The organism is Bacillus sp. JJ1532 (genome assembly GCF_036965085.1).
GTDB lineage: Bacteria > Bacillota > Bacilli > Bacillales > Cytobacillaceae > Cytobacillus.
This window is the reverse complement of record NZ_JBALOW010000042.1, coordinates 16,263-34,535: the sequence shown is the minus strand read 5'-3', so window position 1 is coordinate 34,535 and position 18,273 is coordinate 16,263. Positions and strand designations below refer to the sequence as shown.

Genomic DNA, 18,273 nt, shown 5'->3' with positions numbered 1-18,273 from the left:
TTGGTTTTTATTTTAGAAAAAAAATGATACTATCACTAGGTATGAGTAAGGAACAAAGCTAGCTATAAGTTTAAGAAAATGGAGGATTTTATGGAATCCTGGATTCAAGATTTAATAGAGCAATTTGGGTATTGGGGAGTATTTTTACTAATTGCCGTTGAAAATATTTTTCCTCCCATTCCTTCAGAAGTTATTCTTACCTTTGGGGGATATTTGACAAATAGCATGAATCTAAGTGTCACAGGTGTTATTATCTCAGCAACATTAGGCTCTGTCATGGGAGCTGTTATATTGTATGGTCTTGGTTTATTAATGGATGTAAAGAGATTAGAAAGAATCATTGATCGGTATGGACGTTTTTTGCGTTTGACAAAAGATGATATTTATCGTGCAGATGCTTGGTTTGATAAATATGGAATTTGGACTGTCCTGTTTTGTCGATTAATTCCTCTTATTAGGAGTTTAATTTCTATCCCAGCTGGAATGTCCAATATGAACTTTTGGTTATTTTTACTTTTTACAACTATAGGAACACTCATTTGGAATACAGTTTTAGTTAATTTAGGAGCCGCGGTTGGATCTAATTGGGAGTATATTGTAGAAATTATGGATAAGTTCTCGACTGTCGTTTATACACTAATCGTTATATTATTTGTCTTGGTTATTGTTTGGTATATTAAAAAGCGAAAAATTTATAGAAAAAGTTGAGTAACTGCCTAAGTTGGATTAGGAGGGCGGTTGCTCTTTTTCATTTGGATGGGAGTTTCAATTTAATTAATAAATTGATAGCGACAATTATTAAAAATAGAGCATTTTCTTAATGTAATTTGAATCAGGGTATACAATGTATTAGGATAGAAAATAATACCACAAAATAATACAATAAAATTATAGAATTAAAAGTTTTTCTGAGAGGACAGATTTTCATTGGAAACTAAAAAAGCATTGCCTATTTTATTTTTAGTTATGTTTCTAGTAATGGTAGGCTTCGGAATTATTATCCCTGTCATCCCTTTTTATGCAGAAGAAATCGGGGCAAGTCCAGCCCAGCTAGGCTGGTTAATGGCTGTGTATTCCTTAATGCAGCTGCTTTTTGCGCCAGTGTGGGGGAGAATATCAGATCGAATTGGGCGGAAACCAGTCATTGCAATCGGGATCGCCGGATTGTCGCTTTCGTTTTTTTTAACGGCATTTTCAAGTCAGCTTTGGATGCTGTTTGCTGCAAGAATTATAGGAGGAATGTTATCTTCTGCTAATATGCCAACAGTTATGGCATATGTTGCTGATATAACGTCAGAGGAGAATCGCGGGAAGGGCATGGGGATTATAGGTGCCGCTACGGGTTTAGGCTTTATTTTCGGACCGGCTATCGGCGGTATGTTCTCAAAAATAAGCTTAACGATGCCCTTCTACATAGCAGGTACAACATCGGCATTAACGCTTATCCTCGTTTTATTCATATTAAAAGAGTCTTTAACCGAGGAATCCAAACTTAATCAAACACAGAAAAAAGCTTCGATATGGAGTGCATTCAAAGGCTCGGTATCCATTTTATTTATGCTCCAGCTATTTATTTCCTTATCGCTCTCTGGCTTGGAAGCAACATTTGCTTATTTCGCTGCGAAAAAGGCTGGATTAGGAACCGTACAATTAGGTTATATCTTTATGATTATGGGACTTGCAAGTGCCGTTGTTCAAGGAGGGCTCATAGGGCGATTAACGAAGAAGTTTGGTGAGGGAACTGTTATTCAAGGCGGAATTATCGTTTCAGCCATTGGGTTCGCCTGTATTTTGCTAGTTGATAGCTTTGCAACTGCTGCTCTGTTTTTAACGATTTTTGGGGTTGGAAATGGTGTAATTCGTCCTACTGTATCAGCTTTAATTACGAAAAGGTCGATGGCAGGTCATGGAAGCTCAACAGGACTGCTATCTTCCTTTGATTCGCTTGGCAGAATTATTGGCCCACCATTAGGAGGCTGGCTATTCTCGATCCAAGCAGGACTTCCATACATATCTGGGGCTGTTTTATCACTCATAGCCTTTGTTTTATATAGAATATATGCAATAAAATCTAGTAAAACAATTTTTTATAAGCCCGAGCTAAATAGAAAATAGAGCAATGTGAACATAATAATAAATCCCGAATCTCTATAAAGACTCGGGATTTTTGCTTTATTTTATTATTTAGTTGCACCTTCAACGTTTGGTCGGTTGTTTTCATCAATGAAACAGACGGCAATTGTACCAACAAGGAGCAAAGCACCAGCGAAATAGAATCCTGTGTTTAAGCTTCCTGTAACGTCTGTAAGGAATCCGGTAATGTAAGGTGCTAGGATAGAACCACACATACCGATAAAGTTATAAACACCAAATGATGTACTATAAGCATTTTTTGGCGCATTATCAGCGATAACCGCAACTAAAACAGGGTTTGTACTGATTTTACCGAAAATACCATATCCAATTAAAGCGGCATATAATACTGCCATACTATCGAAGAAAACAATGGATACTAGTGCAATGATGGATAATGGCATCATGACTAAAAGAACAGGCTTACGTTTACCCATTTTGTCTGCAATCCAGCTGAATAAAATGGAGCCTGGAATCGCAGCCCAAGGAACAAGGGATGATACGAATGCAACACTTCCGCCGGTAATGCCGCGCTCCTGCTCTAAGTAGAAAGGAATCCAAGTAATAACTACGAAGAATGCATAGATGGCACTGAAAATCGTGATATAAGCTGCAATTAAATTTCGATTCTTAAATAACTCTCCAATTTTAAGCTTTTCGCCATTATTTTCTGCAGCTTTCTCTGCTTTCGATTTTGGCTTTTCTTTTATTACCCACCACATAGCTAATCCGATTAGAACGACAGGAATAGCGATGATGAAGAATGGTGATCTCCAGCTCATTCCAAACTCATGAACAGAATAACTTGAAATATAGTAACCAATAGAGGTACCGAAAGCCATTCCGCTGTTAATGATCGCGCTACCTAATGTAATACGGTGTGGAGGTATCGCTTCAGATGATAGACCGTAAGATGGACCATAGAAGAAGCCTTGGAAAATACCTACCATTATCCAAGATGTCATAAATAGGAAGAATGTTGGCATCATACCAGTTACTGCGGCAAAAACACCGAATAGAATAACCCCTGGTACAAGCACTCGCTTTTTCCCGATTTTATCCCCTAGAATACCTGAAGGAATGTTAAGTCCTGCATATCCTAAGAAGAAAATACTCATAATTAAACCAAGCTGTGAATTACTTAAACCAAACTCACTTTGAATGTCGCCCATGATCGGGTTCAGAATTGTACGAGTAGCATATAGTGCGACCCAACCTAAAAAGAATACGGTTACAATTTTGACCCAATATGGGATTCCGCCTTTTCCAGCGGGCTCATTTTGCTCCAAAACCTTTGCCATTTTGTCTTCCTCCCATTTGATTATTTTTATATGCTGGCAGTAAGGAAAGGTATTAATAACTACAATCTCACTATAAGTCATCTTGCGTTGCAGACGAATAAAAAAGGTAAGGTTAACATTACAAAAAGATTAAATTCAAAAAAAATACCCATATTGCATCTAGCAATACGGGTAACAAAAACATTAAATTTTCGGTACGCTTCTGAGCATATATCCAAGACCGGGATACGTTACAATATATTCTTCTTTACTGTGCAAAAGATCTTTGATCTTTCGGCGTATTCTTGCGATACTGACACGCAAATATTCTACATCATCTCGGTATTGCGGACCCCAAACTTCTGATAATAAGGTTTCATGCTGGACAACTTTATCTAAATTAAGCGCTAATATTTCCATAACTGAATACTCAGTTTGAGTAAGCTTAAACTCTTCATTATTAATCCAGCATCGCTTGCTGCCAAGATCGAGTGCTAAATCTCCCGTTCGAATAATCGGAGTTTTTGCCAATCCAGGCTCAGCATAGCTTGATTGACTTCTTCTCAAAACAGCATTAACCCTGGCAAAAAGCTCATCTAATGAGAAAGGCTTTGTTAAGTAGTCATCTGCACCAACATTCAAACCGTGCACTTTATCATGTGGATTGCTTCTAGCTGTCAGCATAATGACAGGAACATCCGAGAACTTGCGAAGTTTTTCAAGCACATCGAAGCCATCCTGTCCAGGCATCATAATATCAAGCAGTATTAAATCAGGTGAAATAAGGTCGAATCTTTCAAATAACTCTTCACCTGAATTGACCGTTGTTACTTCATAACCAATGGATTTTAAGTTGGCAGAAACAAATCGCAATATTTTTGGTTCGTCATCTACAATACAAATCTTTTGGCCCTTCAATTCATTCTCCTCCTCTCATGATCGGGAAATATAGAATAAAGGTACTTCCTTTATTAAGCTCACTCTTCACCTCAATTTTTCCATCATGAGCTTCCATAATCCCTAAACAGATGGAAAGACCTAAGCCCGTACCGCCTGTTCTTCGTGTTGCTGTAACATCTACTTGATAGAAGCGATTGAAAATCTTTGTTAAATGATCCTCTGATATACCGATCCCATTATCAGAAACCGTAATTTTAATATAATTATTTTCAATCTCTAGCGTAATATCGATTTTCTTTTCAATGGAATCGTTGTAACGAAGGGCGTTCGTAAATAAATTGACTAGTACTTGCTGAACGCGTATTTTATCTGCGTAGAAGGTGAAGCCGTCCCGCAGTTTGTTATTAAACTTCAAACTAGCCTCTGCTTTAAGTGATAAAGGTATTTGTTCTATCGATTGTTCAATAACATGGTCCGCACGAATCATGTTTCGTTCCACATACATAGTTCCTGATTCAATCTTAGAGATATCCATCCAGTCATTAACTAAATGTAAGATCCGTTCAATATCCTCGTGAACGCCTTCTAAAAGCTCCTGCTGGAATTCAGGCTCCCATTCAACCTCAGAACGAAGAAGCGTTTCTACACTGCCTTTAATATTTGTTATCGGTGTTTTAAATTCATGAGAAGTCAGCGAGATTAAATTGTTTTTTAATGTATCAATTTCCTCTTCCTCTGTAATATCTCGTAAAACTAAGCCTTCACCGATAATGTTTTCATCTAGCATAACAGAGAATTTATGAAGCAAATAATATTTTGGCTTCTTTGATTTATTCTTTTCCTCTAATTTAAGTTCTCCTCTTTCGTTCGCGAAGAATGCGGACAAATCTTCTTTATCCACATCAAAAAGAGTAATAAAGCGTTTATATACATCATCTATGCTTACTAATCCGTTACGGTACTCAAACTCATACTCAATTTCATCGTCAACGTCTTCATCATTTGCCACAACGTTCAAGAAAAATTCATTTACATACTCCACTTCTTTTTGATTATTCAATAGCATTAATCCTTCTGACATACTTTCCAAGACAGCCTCAAGTATCGCATGCTTATTGCGAATTTGTTCAAATAAAAACTTGTTTTGCAGCATAACGGATAATGAACTGGCAAACGTATGAAGAAATTCTTGATCACTGGCCTTAATTGATTTATCGCTGGTCATGTCGACAATTAGATATCCTTTATTTTTTTGTTCTATTTGTATTGGCTCCAAATACTGCTGATCTCCAATCATATTTTCACTGAGATACTGCAGTAAATTTTGGTTTGTACGAATGGAATTGTTTGTAACAGCTAAATCTAGAAAGAATATATGAATAGAATAGTCCATAAACGCTTCAATTTCTTTCAAACAGTGCTGAATAAAATGGGCCAAGTCCTTATTAGAAGAAACGGAGGTAATCAATTTATTTACTGCTTTTAATTCTGAGTTTTTATGCTCTAGGACAGCCGTCCTTTCCTGCACTCTGCCTTCAAGCTCTTTATTTAGTTCCATTAAGCCTTTTTTATTTCTTTCTACCTCTTGAATCATGTTATTAAAATAATAAAACAACTCTTCCATTTCCTTGGGTCCCTTAATCTTCTTTGTTATTCGATGCTTCTTATTGATGCCAATCGTGTAATCTTTAATGTAATTCAGCAATTGATGAATCGTTCGTTCCAGCCGATTTGTTAAGAGCAGGCTGACGCCAATCATCAGAATGACTGTAATAAGCAGAAAGACTACTATCATCATAATGGCATTTTTATACGTTTTCATAATCGCATCAGTCGGTTTTTCTATCCAAACAGTCCAATTAAGAGGGGGGATCTTCACATACGTAATGTAAAATTCCTCCTGCTGATTTTCAATATTAAAAAAACTGCTGCCCTCATCATTACGCTGTTCTTCGATATACTGTGTAACCTCTGACCCTGAAAAATTGACGAGCTCTCTTCTCGTATCAATGGTTGGATGAACAATCACATTTTTATCCTGGTCAATCACAACAGCTTGGCCGCCTTCTCCAAAGGTGCGTTTTTTTATATGTTCACCTAATGCGTTCAAATCTAATGCTCCAAGCACATAGCCGATCATGTCTCCGTTGTCATTCTTGATCGGAGAAACGATCGTCACTAATAGAGTGTCTGTTCCGCCCCGGCCATGGAAGACGGGAGAGATGACAGCGTCCTTCGTTTTTAATAATTCCTTATAGTAGGATCGGTCACTGAAGTTATGATTCTCTCTCTCTACTCCATCTGTGAATACTTCGGGATAGAAAACGATGGACTGTCCCTTAATATTTCCAACATACATATTAACGAATCCAGGATAGTTTTCTTTTATATTTTTAAGCTGGATTTGAATACCTTCCACATCTTGATTCATAAACTTTTCTTGGATAGTAAGTGACTCTGTTTGAATGGCTCTTTTATGTTCTAATACATAGTTTCGAATATAATCAGATAAATAATTAGTCGTTTGTGCCTGACTTTTTTGATTTTCATTAATTAATGAATACAACTGATAAACCTGGAATACTCCAAGTAACGCAATCGAGAAAAAAGTTATAGTTAAGAAGGAAGAAATAAGTTCTTTTTTAAAGGAACGGGGTTTTTTCATGGTTTCTTTCCTTTCGAAAGAGGTTAGTAAAAATGGTATCTGCCCATGCTTTATAATAAGCATAAACAGACACCATGTTAATACACTTTGAACGGCTTCGCAATGAATATGAATACTGACCAGAAGCTTGCCGCTTTTTACGGTTCCAATAAAAAACAAATGATTTCCCATAAGGATGTTCATACGGTTATAAAAAATTCTTTTGTATAGCTCCAACCTTATTGTTTACAAGGAATAGAGGAATATTCTTTTCATATTCCTCCATTCAAATAAATTTGTTATTTGATTATATTAGACAAGGCCTAATTTAATTGCGTATGCTTCAAGTGCTTTTTCGAAACATTCTTTTGGAGCACGCACTGTTCCGGCACCAACTTGTCCTACACCGGCATTTTTATGAGCGATACCTGTGTTAATTACTGGTTCAATGCCAGTTTCTACGACTTTACGTGCATCAATTCCAAGACATGCTCCTTGGAAATCCCATGTCGGGATCGTGAAGTTGCTGTTTTGATCAATACAGATTTCCATCATTTCATTACTTGTGGTAAGGGCATCATTAAAACCACCTGCTCCAACGAAACGAGTTACACCAGGAGCGGCGATCATAGCCATACCACCTACACCGAATGTTTCGGTGATGGCACTATCACCAATATCTGGGTTAGCATCATCTTGTGAGTATCCAGTAAAGAACAGACCTTGAGGAGTGTTAACAGGAGCTGTAAACCACTCATCACCCATACCGCTAATACGAATACCGAAGTCTTTACCATTCCGGCACATAGCTGTAACAACTGTACCTTCCTGGATTTGTCTAGCTCCATCCATGACAGCTTTGCTAGTTGCCATAGCAATATTTAGGAAGAATTGATCAGTATCAGCTAAGAACTTAATTACATCTTTCAGATCCTTACCCTCTATATCTAATTGTACAATATATGGGCTGATTTCTTTAAGGAAAATAAGGGACGCAGCAATATTACGCTGGTGGAATTCATCACCCATTGTAATGGCTTTTGCAATCATAACGTTCAGATTTAAACCATCTTCTGTAAGCTTTAATGCTCTAGAAATAGTCGGTCCTAACACATTTTGCATCCATTTTAAACGATTGATCACTTCATCAGAATAAGCACCGAAACGAAGAACTTTACCAATACCTTCGTTCATGATACAGTATGCTTCGTTTCCATCTAAACGGTTTTCCACAACAAAGACAGGCATGTTTGCAGAAGTAATACCGCCCATTGGACCTACAGCGTTTACATGATGGCAAGGAATAAATGTAACTTCCCCATTAGCAAGCATTTGGATAGCTTCTTCGTCAGAACTAGCCCAGCCTTCAAATAAAGCAGCACCAATACAAGATCCTTGCATTGGACCAGTCATATCATCCCATTTAATTGGCGGTCCAGCATGAAGAAGGACTTTGCCTTCATTTAATTCTTTAATTTTTTCCTTTGCGGGGACTACATCAACTAGAAAAGGAGCTGCTCCAGAGATTTTTTCTATTACGGCTTTGTTTGCTTCGTCCATTGAATTGTGTTGGGTGTTTAACTGAGCAAGAATTTTTCTCATTTTTTCATTTCCGCCTGCAATTGGTCTCCAGTCATATTGAACGACAGAAGCGCCATTTGCAACTAATGCATCAGTAAAGCTCTTTAATCCAACATTGATGATGGTTGGCTTATTATTTACGAGCTTGGAAATTTGTTCTGAAGTTGTTAAATCAAAATCCTTTGCTGAGGATGCTGATTCTTCATGCGCTTTTTTCACATCATTTACTTCAAGGCCAACAATACTTAAAGCCGTACGGACTGCTTCATTATTATTATCCTTAACAATAATTCCAGCATCTGCAAGACGCATTTTGTGGCCGTTATAATCCTGTGGATCGTTTAATGTTCCGCAAACGGATGCAACTACATACAGGTTGCGGCCATTTTCTTTCGCATGTGCCACTGCCTTTTGAATAGAAGGAAGCAATGCAGTAGCCATATCCTCATGAGAACCGTAGCCAAGTACGAAATCAAGCAGGATAACAGCTGTCTTCTCATCTTGTGCAGCTTTTTCAATAAATTTAGCACGTGTTTCAGGGTCAATCATTGGATGCGGTTTACCTTGTGTATATTTGTCATCACCAAGGTCAACTACTTCGTGGCCATCTTGTCTTAAAACATAGCCCTCTTCATTCTTGATTTCAGTGCCAAGTCCAAGTGCATCTGAAATTAAAACGGCTGCCTCAGAAGCCATTGTTCCGCCTGAGAAAAGTCCTTTAATTGAAGTTTGTGCAGGTGTTAATGAAACATCAGCCACTTTATAGTCGCCAGCATTATATTCTTCTTTAATTGGATTTCCTCTTACAAGGTCAACAGCAATTTTTGCAGTTTCTGCAAGTGTATAAGCTTGATAAACATTGCCTTCATGCTTTGTTGGCTTTTCTCCAATGAAAATCGTTACAACTGGCTTAGATAAGCTGTGCAGCAATTCAACTACCTTGTTGCGTACTTCTTTTGCTGGCGGCTTAGAAATAACAACAATAATGTCTGTTTGCTTATGACTTTCTAATGCTTTAATTCCATCCATCATCGTAATGGCACCAATTGAATCTTTAAGGTCGCGTCCGCCTGTTCCGATTGCATGGCTAACACCTTCACCAAGACGATCGATAATTGTAGATACCTCTTGAATACCTGTTCCAGATGCACCAACAATTCCAATTCGCCCTTTGCTTACAACGTTAGCAAATGCTAGTGGAATCCCGTCTAAAATACCTGTTCCACAGTCAGGACCCATAACAATAAGTCCCTTGTCATGCGCCTTTTGCTTAAGTCTAACCTCTTCCTCCACAGGAACGTTATCACTGAATAGGAATACGTGAAGACCTGAATCTAATGCCTTGTCAGCTTCTTCCGCCGCATACTGACCAGGTACAGAAATAAGTGCCAGATTAGCATCAGGGGCTGACTTAAGGGCTTTATCCCAAGTACGAACCGTTTCAAACTGCTGGCTTTTTCCGCTGATTGCTTGATTTTTTAAGTATTCTTCTACCTTTTCAAGAACTTCAGCAACTTTGCTTTCATCATCTGTATCAACAACAACGGCCATATCGTTTGATTCAGCAGCGCCTAATTCATCTGTATACAAGCCTGCATCCTTAAAAATATCTTTGTTAGAAGGGGTTGCCATCATGATTTGAACTTTGTTAACTCCCTCTGTTGTTGCCACAGCATTCGTGAGCAGCATTAAGTTAATAGAATCTTGATACGAATTCTTTTGAATAATTGTGTGAAGCACTCGTAATCACCTCTATATGATTTTTGTTGGCCAGACTTGAGAATTCTTTTTGACTATCCCAACTAAGCCAATCCTATCTCTTCTAATTTATCGTAGCCTAACAACCATTACATTCGAATAAAATAGTAAGCGATTACATTAAAAAAACATAAAAATCTCATTTATTAGCGGGTTTTCTTTGAATGGCAAATAGTAAACTATCTTAGTAGTTTAGATTTCGTTTTTTTATTTGCCAAAACTCCACAAATTGCTTTCCTATTAGTATTCATTGAGTAAAAGCATACAACGTAATTGTTCCGAAATAGACCAGAATATGTATTTTATATAGAGGGAAGAAATGAATTGTAAAGTAAAATTATTCAAATTTTTATTGTTTAATCTTTTTGTTTATTACCGATATAAGAATCGACAAAAATAGAAATTGCTAGAAGGGGAAAAGTATGAAACTAAATCTTAGAACTAAGCTCGTAGCCATTACCTCTGTATTGTTAGCCCTCCCAATATTGGTTATTGGAATCGTTAGTTATACTTCTGCAAAGGATAGCTTGGACGAGTTAGGGGCAACCGGATTGAAAAACAACGTCAAGATGGCTATTCAAATGATTGATGTATTGAATATGGAGGTAGAGAAAGGAAGTCTGTCTCTTGAGGAAGCTCAGGAACAGGCAAAGCTTAAATTACTCGGGGAATTGAATGCAGAGGGTAAGCGCTCCATCGATACAGAGGTGGATATGGGGGAATATGGCTATTTCTTCGTGCTGGATAAACAGGGGCTAGCCATTGCTCATCCAATGAAAGAAGGAGAAAACCTTAATAATTCTCAGACGCCAGATGGTACATATTCCACTCAGGAGCTCATTAAAAAGGCTGAAAGCGGCGGGGGATTCGTTACATTTGACTTTGCCGTTCCCGGAAATGAAAAAAGCATAGAACCAAAAATTAGTTATGCAGAGATTGATCCTAATTGGGGGTGGGTAGTGATAGCAGGCTCCTACTTGATGGACTTTAATAGTGGAGCAAACCACCTCTTATCAGTGCTCTTAATTGTCCTAGGTTGTTCCCTCTTAATTGGAGGCACTCTGATTATCTGGTTTTCAGGGCATCTCTCTAAACCAATTAAATTAGTTACGGAGCAAATTGCTAAAGTAGCAGAAGGCGATTTGAGCTCCGAGCAGCTAATGGTAAAAAACAAGGATGAAATTGGGCAGTTAGCTAACTACTTTAATCAGATGACGGCCAATTTAAAAGAGATTATCAAGGATGTCTCAAATACATCTTTACAAGTGGCTGCAACATCGGAAGAACTATCAGCAAGCAGTGAACAAATGAGTCAATCCGTTGAACAGGTAGCCGTTTCTATTCAGGAATTAGCGATAGGCGCGGATACTCAAAAAGAGAAAACATTGGAATCGAATCAAGTCGTTTCAACCATTTCTAATAAAATTGCCCACATTGCAGAAAATGTAGAGATTGTTCATGGGATGTCGCAGCAGACTACTTCTGTAGCGGAAAATGGAAATGATGTCATTAAAAGAACCATTAATCAAATGAGACAAATTCAAAGCCAAACAGACTCTACAGCAAATCGAATGAATGCTTTAGAAGAAAAATCAAACGAAATTGACAAGATAGTTTCGATGATTACGAGTGTTGCCGAGCAGACAAACTTACTTGCACTGAATGCGGCTATTGAAGCTGCAAGAGCGGGTGAACACGGAAAGGGATTTGCCGTAGTTGCTGATGAGGTTCGTAAATTAGCTGAGCAATCAAGGGAAGCAGCAAAGCTTGTCAATCAACTCATTATGGGTGTTCAAGAAGATATTAATCAATCCGTATTAGCGATGAACGAAGGCAAGCTTTCAGTAGATGGAGGAATCGAACTAGTCAATCATGCCGGTGATTTCTTCCAAAAGATCGTTGAGGATATTAAACAAGTATCCTCTCAAATGAATAAGGTATCGATAGCAGTCCATGAAATTTCTTCAGGTGCTGAATCGATGGTATTAAAAATAGAGGAAACAACCAATATTGCTGAAGAATCCGCTAATCATTCACAAAATATTGCAGCGATCGCGGTAGAACAAAATGCTTCAATGGAAGAAATCGCATCAGTCTCCGATGAGCTGGCAAAAATGGCAGAAAAGCTTCAGGATTCGATCAGAACTTTTACAATTTAAACAGATTTAAAAAACATGTAAGCCGCTCCGGGATTTCCCTCGAAGCGGCTTATAACATTTAACCCAGAAACTACCTATGCTATTTGGCCGAAATTATTGATTATCTCTTGCACGGTTAAGTAATTGTATGTCAATATCTATATAGCGAAGAATATCGTAAAAAGGTATTCAAGGAGATGAGAGTTTGAATAATAAAGCTGTAATTTTAGGATGTAATTATTATATAGGTTTAAGTACAATTCGCTGTTTAGGGATTCATGGCATATATACAGTTGCTGTTGATTATTCAGAAGAGGACCGATATGGCTCTGAATCTAAATATTGCTCTGAAAGGCTAATTGCCCCGTATTATAAAGAAGACCCAAAAGGGTTTATTAATTATTTAATAGATTATGCGAAAAAGCAGAGTGTAAAGCCTGTTTTAATTCCTTGTCATGATTCATATGTAGAAATCGTTGATGAGCATTTAGATGAGATAAGAGAGCACTATCTTATTCCTCAGACCGAAAAGGGCCTTTACACGAAAGTAATGAATAAAGAAGCTTTGCATGCTTTAGCTGTGGAAAAAGGAATGGCTGTCCCAGAAACGGTTAGAATAGATGAAGAAAACTTTATTGAAAAAGTGGAAACAACGCTTAAATATCCGTGTATCGTAAAGCCGACAGATTCACCGGCCTTTGTTGCGCATTTTAGAAGAAAGTTGTTTAAAGTTTCTAATCGGGAAGAATTATTAGCTGCTCTTGAAAAGTCGAAGAATGCCAATTTAGAAGTTATCGTACAAAGAATTATTCCTGGCTTTGATGATCATATGTACACATTTGATGCGTATTTAAACCAGGATGCAAAGGTTACTCATTGGGTGACATGTCAAAAGCATCGCCAATTCCCAATTAATTTCGGTGCATCCGTGTATACAGAGCAGAAATATGTTCAAGAGCTGTACGATATTGGGGCTCCATTTTTAGAGTCCATCGGGTTTAAGGGATTTGCGGAAATTGAGTTTAAAAAGGACGCTGAGACAGGTAAGTACTATTTAATTGAAATCAATGCCCGCATTACAAATCTAAACAATCTATTATACGAGGTTGGGGTGAATTTCCCATATATTACTTATCGAGAACTAACAGGATCCCCGCTTGAACCATATGCAGTAAAAGAAGATAAACACCGTGTGTTTTGGTATGCCTATGAAGATTTATTGGCCATCCGCGGCTATATTAAAACTGGGCAGCTAACAAGAAAACAAGTGCTGCAATCACTGATGAAACGAAAGTCCTATGCTATTTGGGATTGGAAGGATCCAAAGCCTGGACTTGTTAACTTTAAAAAACTCGCAGGAAAGATATTGAAGAAAAATTAAGTAAATACTTATTCCACAACGATTGTTTGCTGATGCAGAAAAGAGGTAAAAACGATGAAGCTTGAAACACTTCTTCAATCAATACAAGTTAAAGATGTTATGAATGAACAAGATTTAAATATATACGGCGTTTCATATCATTCCCAAAAGGTTACGAATGGACACCTTTTTGTTTGTGTGCGAGGATATAAAACGGACGGGCATAAATATTTGGCACAAGCTGCAGAAAACGGAGCTGTCGCAGCGGTTGTAGAGGAATTCCAAGAAGGAATCGATATTCCTCAATATTTAGTAGAAGACAGCCGGATTTCTTTAGCCCGATTAGGTGCTCACTTTTATCATCATCCGTCTAAAAAGCTGAATATGATTGGAATTACCGCGACAAATGGAAAAACAACCACTTCTTATATGACGAATGCCATCCTAGAGAATGAAGGCTTCAAAACTGGATTGATCGGAACAGTCTCTATTAAAATTGACGATACTTCGATCCCTTCTGATTTGACGACACCAGAATCTCTAGATTTACAATATTACTTAAACGAGATGGTGGAACGAGAAGTTACTCATGTAAGTATGGAAGTTTCGTCCCAAGCTTTAGAAATGCACAGGGTCGAGCAAGTGGATTACGATATTGTCACACTTAATAATGTGAGCCGTGAGCATATTGATTCACATGGCTCTTTTGAAAAATACTTTGAAGTTAAATCTAGTTTAATTAGAAATGCGAGTGAAAATAGCTTCGCCGTCCTAAACTTAGATTGCCCATATTCCTCTTCTTTAGTCAATGCAACAAAAGCACAAGTCGTTACATTTGGTGTGAAAAGCAAGGAAGGGCATATTCATTGTAAAAACTTAGATTTATCGACTGGAAGAGCTAAATTTACAGTGGAAATTTTAAAAGCGTTTAAAGTAAAGGATACAGAATATATCCCGGGAGAGTTCGATATTGAACTTGCTGTTCCAGGGTTGCATTCTGTTTATAATGCAATGGTAGCCATTACAGTGGCGCTGCTGTCCAATGTTTCTGTTTCAACAATCCAAAAGACTCTAAAGACATTTGGCGGAGTAGAGCGCCGATTCGAGTTCATTTTTGAAGATGATTTCAAAATCATTGATGATCATTTTGCGAATGCTGGGAATATTAATGTGACTCTTGAAACATTGAAATTTATGGATTATAAGAAGCTTCATTTAGTTTATGCAATCAGAGGAGAAAGAGGTCCTACAGTCAATCGGGAAAACGCGGAAACCATTGCAGACTGGGCTCCAAAGCTAGGCTTTAATGAGGTGATTGCCACAAAGAGCATCTCCCATGTCACGTCAAAAGATAAGGTGACAGATGAAGAGCAGCAGGTGTTTGAAGAGGTAATGGATCAAGCTGGCATAAAGGTTAAGCTATGTGATGAGCTTCCGGATGCCATCGCTAAGGCACTGGCAAGAGCAGAAGAAGGCGATTTAATTCTTCTGGCAGGCTGCCAAGGAATGGATCACGGGGCTGAAATTGCTTTACATCAAATTGAAAAAATCAAGGTGGATTTTTCAAAAGAAAAATTATTCATGCCTCTTCGAAACCGTGTTTCAGGCCAGTGAGAAATGGTGTAAAATTACAATTTGCATGGCGGGGGCCTCAGGGTCCCGTTTTAAGGTTAACATTCTAAAATAAAGGTGATATAAAATGTGCGGTTTTGTTGGTTTTGCTCATGCTAACCCAGAATTAGATAAGAAACAAACAATAAATGATATGATGGATACCATTATTCATAGAGGCCCCGACAGCGGAGAATCTTATACAGATAAGAATATTGCCTTTGGCTTTAGACGCCTAAGCATTATTGATTTATCTGAAGAAGCTGGTCAGCCGATGTTTAATGAAGATAAAAGCTGTGTGTTAATTTTTAATGGGGAAATTTATAACTATCAAGAATTGAAAAAAGACCTATTAGAAAAAGGCCATATTTTCAAAACAGATACAGATAGTGAAGTATTAATCCATGGTTATGAAGAGTACGGCGTAGACTTATTGCAGAAGCTTCGAGGGATGTTTGCTTTTGCTATTTGGGATACGAAAAAGGAAACGATGCTCCTGGCACGTGATTTCTTTGGAATTAAGCCTCTTTACTATACGCAAAACACAACAGACAACTCCTTTATCTTTGGTTCCGAAATTAAATCATTCTTAAAGAACTCAAGCTTCAAAAAAGAATTAAATAAGGATGCTTTAATGCCTTATTTAACCTTCCAATATTCAGTTCTAGATGAAACCTTCTTTAAAGGTGTGTACAAGCTCAAGCCAGGTCATTACATGATCTATAAACAAGGCAAAATGGAAATAAAGCAGTACTGGAATATTAACTTTGATGAGCAAGAGAATAGCTTGGATTACTATATTGAACAAATTAATAGCACGATGAGAGAATCGGTTAACTATCACAAAATCAGTGATGTAAAGGTTGGCTCCTTCTTATCAGGCGGTATTGATTCCAGCTATATTACGGCATTACTGAAGCCTAATAAAACATTCTCAATCGGATTTAAAGATTACGAAGGGATCTTTAATGAAACGAATTTGTCTAAAGAGTTATCAGACATTCTCCATATTGAAAATTATAGGAAGCTTATGAATGCTGATGAATGCTTTGAGACATTGCCAACGATTCAATACCATATGGATGAGCCGCAGTCGAACCTTTCTTCCGTTCCTCTATATTTCTTATCCAAATTAGCTAGGGAACATGTAACAGTCGTTTTATCCGGTGAAGGTGCAGACGAGATTTTTGGCGGATATGTATGGTATCAAAAATCAGCCAAACTAGAAAAATATGAAAAGGTTCCATACGCGATCAGACGTGTGCTATCTAAGGTCGGCGGTGCCCTTCCACAAAATAAAATTACAACCTTCTTAGTAAAAGGCGGCCAAAAGATCGAAGAGAAGTTCATTGGACAGGCTAAAGTCTTTGAAGAAGAAGATGCCTTTAAAGTGTTAAAGGATGGGTATAAAAACGGGCCCACTGTACAAAGTATTACGAAACAAGTATTTGATCAAGTTAAGGGGAAAGATGATGTAACGAAAATGCAGTATCTTGACCTAAAACTTTGGCTGCCTGGAGATATTCTTTTAAAAGCGGATAAAATGAGTATGGCTCATTCCATTGAATTAAGGGTTCCATTCCTGGATAAAGAAGTCATGTCAATGGCATCCAAATTGCCTAGCTCACTTCGAGTGAATCGCAAAGATACAAAGTATGCATTGCGGGCTGCTTCAAGTGAGGTGCTTCCTGATGAATGGGCAAATCGTCCAAAGGTTGGTTTCCCAGTCCCGATTCGTTTTTGGCTGCAAGAAGAGAAATACTATCAGATCGTGAAGGAAATGTTCCAATCAGATATGGCGAAAGAGTTCTTTAACACGGATGAACTTTTGAGATATTTGGAAGAGCATTATACAAAGAAACATAACTATGCCCGCTACATTTGGACGGTTTATGTGTTCCTTGTATGGTATAAGAAGTTTTTTAAAGAAATGTAAGAGATTAAAGTGGAGGCGCATTGAAGCGCTAGGGCCAGACATAAGTTATAGGGGATGAATATGAGTGAGGAAAATAGTAGTCAGCACTATTTTTATAGTCCTTGTATTTGTCGTTTATTTGACAATAAACACGGTAAATAACCAATTGAAGGTAAACAGCAGTGCTAATTCGGAAGTAGACTTTACAGGCATTGAGGCCATTACAAAACTCAATGTTCCGACTTATGTGAAAAGGTATGACTGGACAAAAGAAGGACAGATGAAAATAACAGAGGTTTTTATCCCTGTTCAAACAGTCAAACAATTGCCGGAACTCCCGCATGGCTGTGAAATTACTTCTTTAACAGCTATTCTGAAAACGTATGGTTATGAGGTTTCTAAAACGGAGATGGCAGATCAATATTTGCCTAAACAGTCATTTTCCACGAAGAACAATCGCCGATATGGAGCCAATCCTTATAAGGCGTATGCCGGAAACCCTAGAAGCGAGACTGGCGGCTTTTTCAGCTATGCCCCTCCAATTATTACTGCAGCGGAGAAGTATTCTGAGGTTGCGGGTGAAGAGATTCAGACCCTCGATTTAAGCGGAAGCAAGAAAGAGGACTTAATTAAACAGCTTAATAAAGGAACTCCTGTATTAGTTTGGGTAACTTTGGATCTCGGGAAGCCGAAACTAAATTATTCTTGGTATTTTCATGGTACAGGGGAGAAATTTACTGCTCCAACTAATTTACATGCTGTCGTTTTAAATGGCTATGATGAAAAAAGAGTACATGTTATGAATCCTTTAGTCGGCCAAATGACTTATGATAAAAACGCATTTTTTAAAAGCTACCAAGAGCTTGGCAGTCATGCGATGACCGTAATAGTCAAAAGTGGAAACTAAACAGTGAGAGCAAAAGAAATTCCCGCATCATCTAGATGCAGGTGAA

Annotated in this window: 11 protein-coding genes and 1 pseudogene; 7 read left to right on the top strand and 5 right to left on the bottom strand. The window is 37.8% G+C overall.

Features of this window, described 5'->3' with window-relative positions; genetic code table 11:
- Positions 1-90 precede the first annotated feature (90 nt).
- Both V7122_RS14360 and V7122_RS14355 read left to right on the top strand, forming a co-directional pair.
- On the top strand, positions 91-708 hold the full coding sequence (locus V7122_RS14360; protein WP_335527333.1) for a DedA family protein: 618 nt from the start codon (positions 91-93) through the stop codon (positions 706-708).
- Positions 709-927: 219 nt separating this feature from the next.
- Entirely contained in the window at positions 928-2,115 is a 1,188-nt protein-coding gene (locus tag V7122_RS14355; protein WP_335345106.1) for an MFS transporter, read from the top strand.
- 65 nt (positions 2,116-2,180) lie between these two features.
- On the opposite strand, the gene V7122_RS14350 is transcribed toward V7122_RS14355, so the two are convergent.
- The 5 genes and pseudogenes from V7122_RS14350 to fdrA form a co-directional block, all read right to left on the bottom strand.
- A complete protein-coding gene (locus tag V7122_RS14350) occupies positions 2,181-3,434 on the bottom strand; it encodes an MFS transporter (protein ID WP_335345107.1) in 1,254 nt (417 codons plus the stop codon).
- 183 nt (positions 3,435-3,617) lie between these two features.
- Positions 3,618-4,331 carry a response regulator transcription factor gene (locus V7122_RS14345; RefSeq protein ID WP_335345108.1) on the bottom strand — a complete coding sequence of 238 codons (714 nt, stop codon included), beginning with the start codon at positions 4,329-4,331 and terminating at the stop codon, positions 3,618-3,620.
- A gap of 1 nt (position 4,332) precedes the next feature.
- Positions 4,333-6,978 carry an ATP-binding protein gene (locus V7122_RS14340; protein ID WP_335345109.1) on the bottom strand — a complete coding sequence of 882 codons (2,646 nt, stop codon included), beginning with the start codon at positions 6,976-6,978 and terminating at the stop codon, positions 4,333-4,335.
- 291 nt (positions 6,979-7,269) lie between these two features.
- Positions 7,270-8,559, bottom strand: a complete 1,290-nt coding sequence (locus V7122_RS14335; protein ID WP_335345160.1) for a DUF1116 domain-containing protein — start codon at positions 8,557-8,559, stop codon at positions 7,270-7,272.
- Positions 8,545-10,278 (bottom strand): annotated as a pseudogene (fdrA, locus tag V7122_RS14330) (acyl-CoA synthetase FdrA); the annotation flags it as partial. The pseudogene fdrA and the gene V7122_RS14335, both read right to left, overlap by 15 nt.
- Before the next feature lie 440 nt (positions 10,279-10,718).
- Between fdrA and V7122_RS14325 the strand changes: the two are divergent.
- The 5 genes from V7122_RS14325 to V7122_RS14305 all read left to right on the top strand — a co-directional run bounded on the left by V7122_RS14325 (position 10,719) and on the right by V7122_RS14305 (position 18,227).
- The gene (locus V7122_RS14325; RefSeq protein WP_335527331.1) at positions 10,719-12,455 is read left to right on the top strand and encodes a methyl-accepting chemotaxis protein; all 1,737 of its coding nucleotides are present in this window, start codon (positions 10,719-10,721) and stop codon (positions 12,453-12,455) included.
- Positions 12,456-12,639: 184 nt separating this feature from the next.
- Positions 12,640-13,815: a carboxylate--amine ligase gene (locus tag V7122_RS14320; protein ID WP_335345111.1), complete on the top strand. Its 1,176-nt coding sequence runs from the start codon at positions 12,640-12,642 to the stop codon at positions 13,813-13,815.
- Between the two features lie 54 nt (positions 13,816-13,869).
- A complete protein-coding gene (locus tag V7122_RS14315; protein ID WP_335345112.1) occupies positions 13,870-15,408 on the top strand; it encodes a Mur ligase family protein in 1,539 nt (512 codons plus the stop codon).
- Positions 15,409-15,493: 85 nt separating this feature from the next.
- Positions 15,494-17,341: an asparagine synthase (glutamine-hydrolyzing) gene (asnB, locus tag V7122_RS14310; RefSeq protein ID WP_335345113.1), complete on the top strand. Its 1,848-nt coding sequence runs from the start codon at positions 15,494-15,496 to the stop codon at positions 17,339-17,341.
- Between the two features lie 64 nt (positions 17,342-17,405).
- Positions 17,406-18,227, top strand: coding sequence for a C39 family peptidase (locus V7122_RS14305; protein ID WP_335345114.1), 822 nt, complete (start codon positions 17,406-17,408; stop codon positions 18,225-18,227).
- The last annotated feature ends 46 nt before the right edge of the window (positions 18,228-18,273 follow it).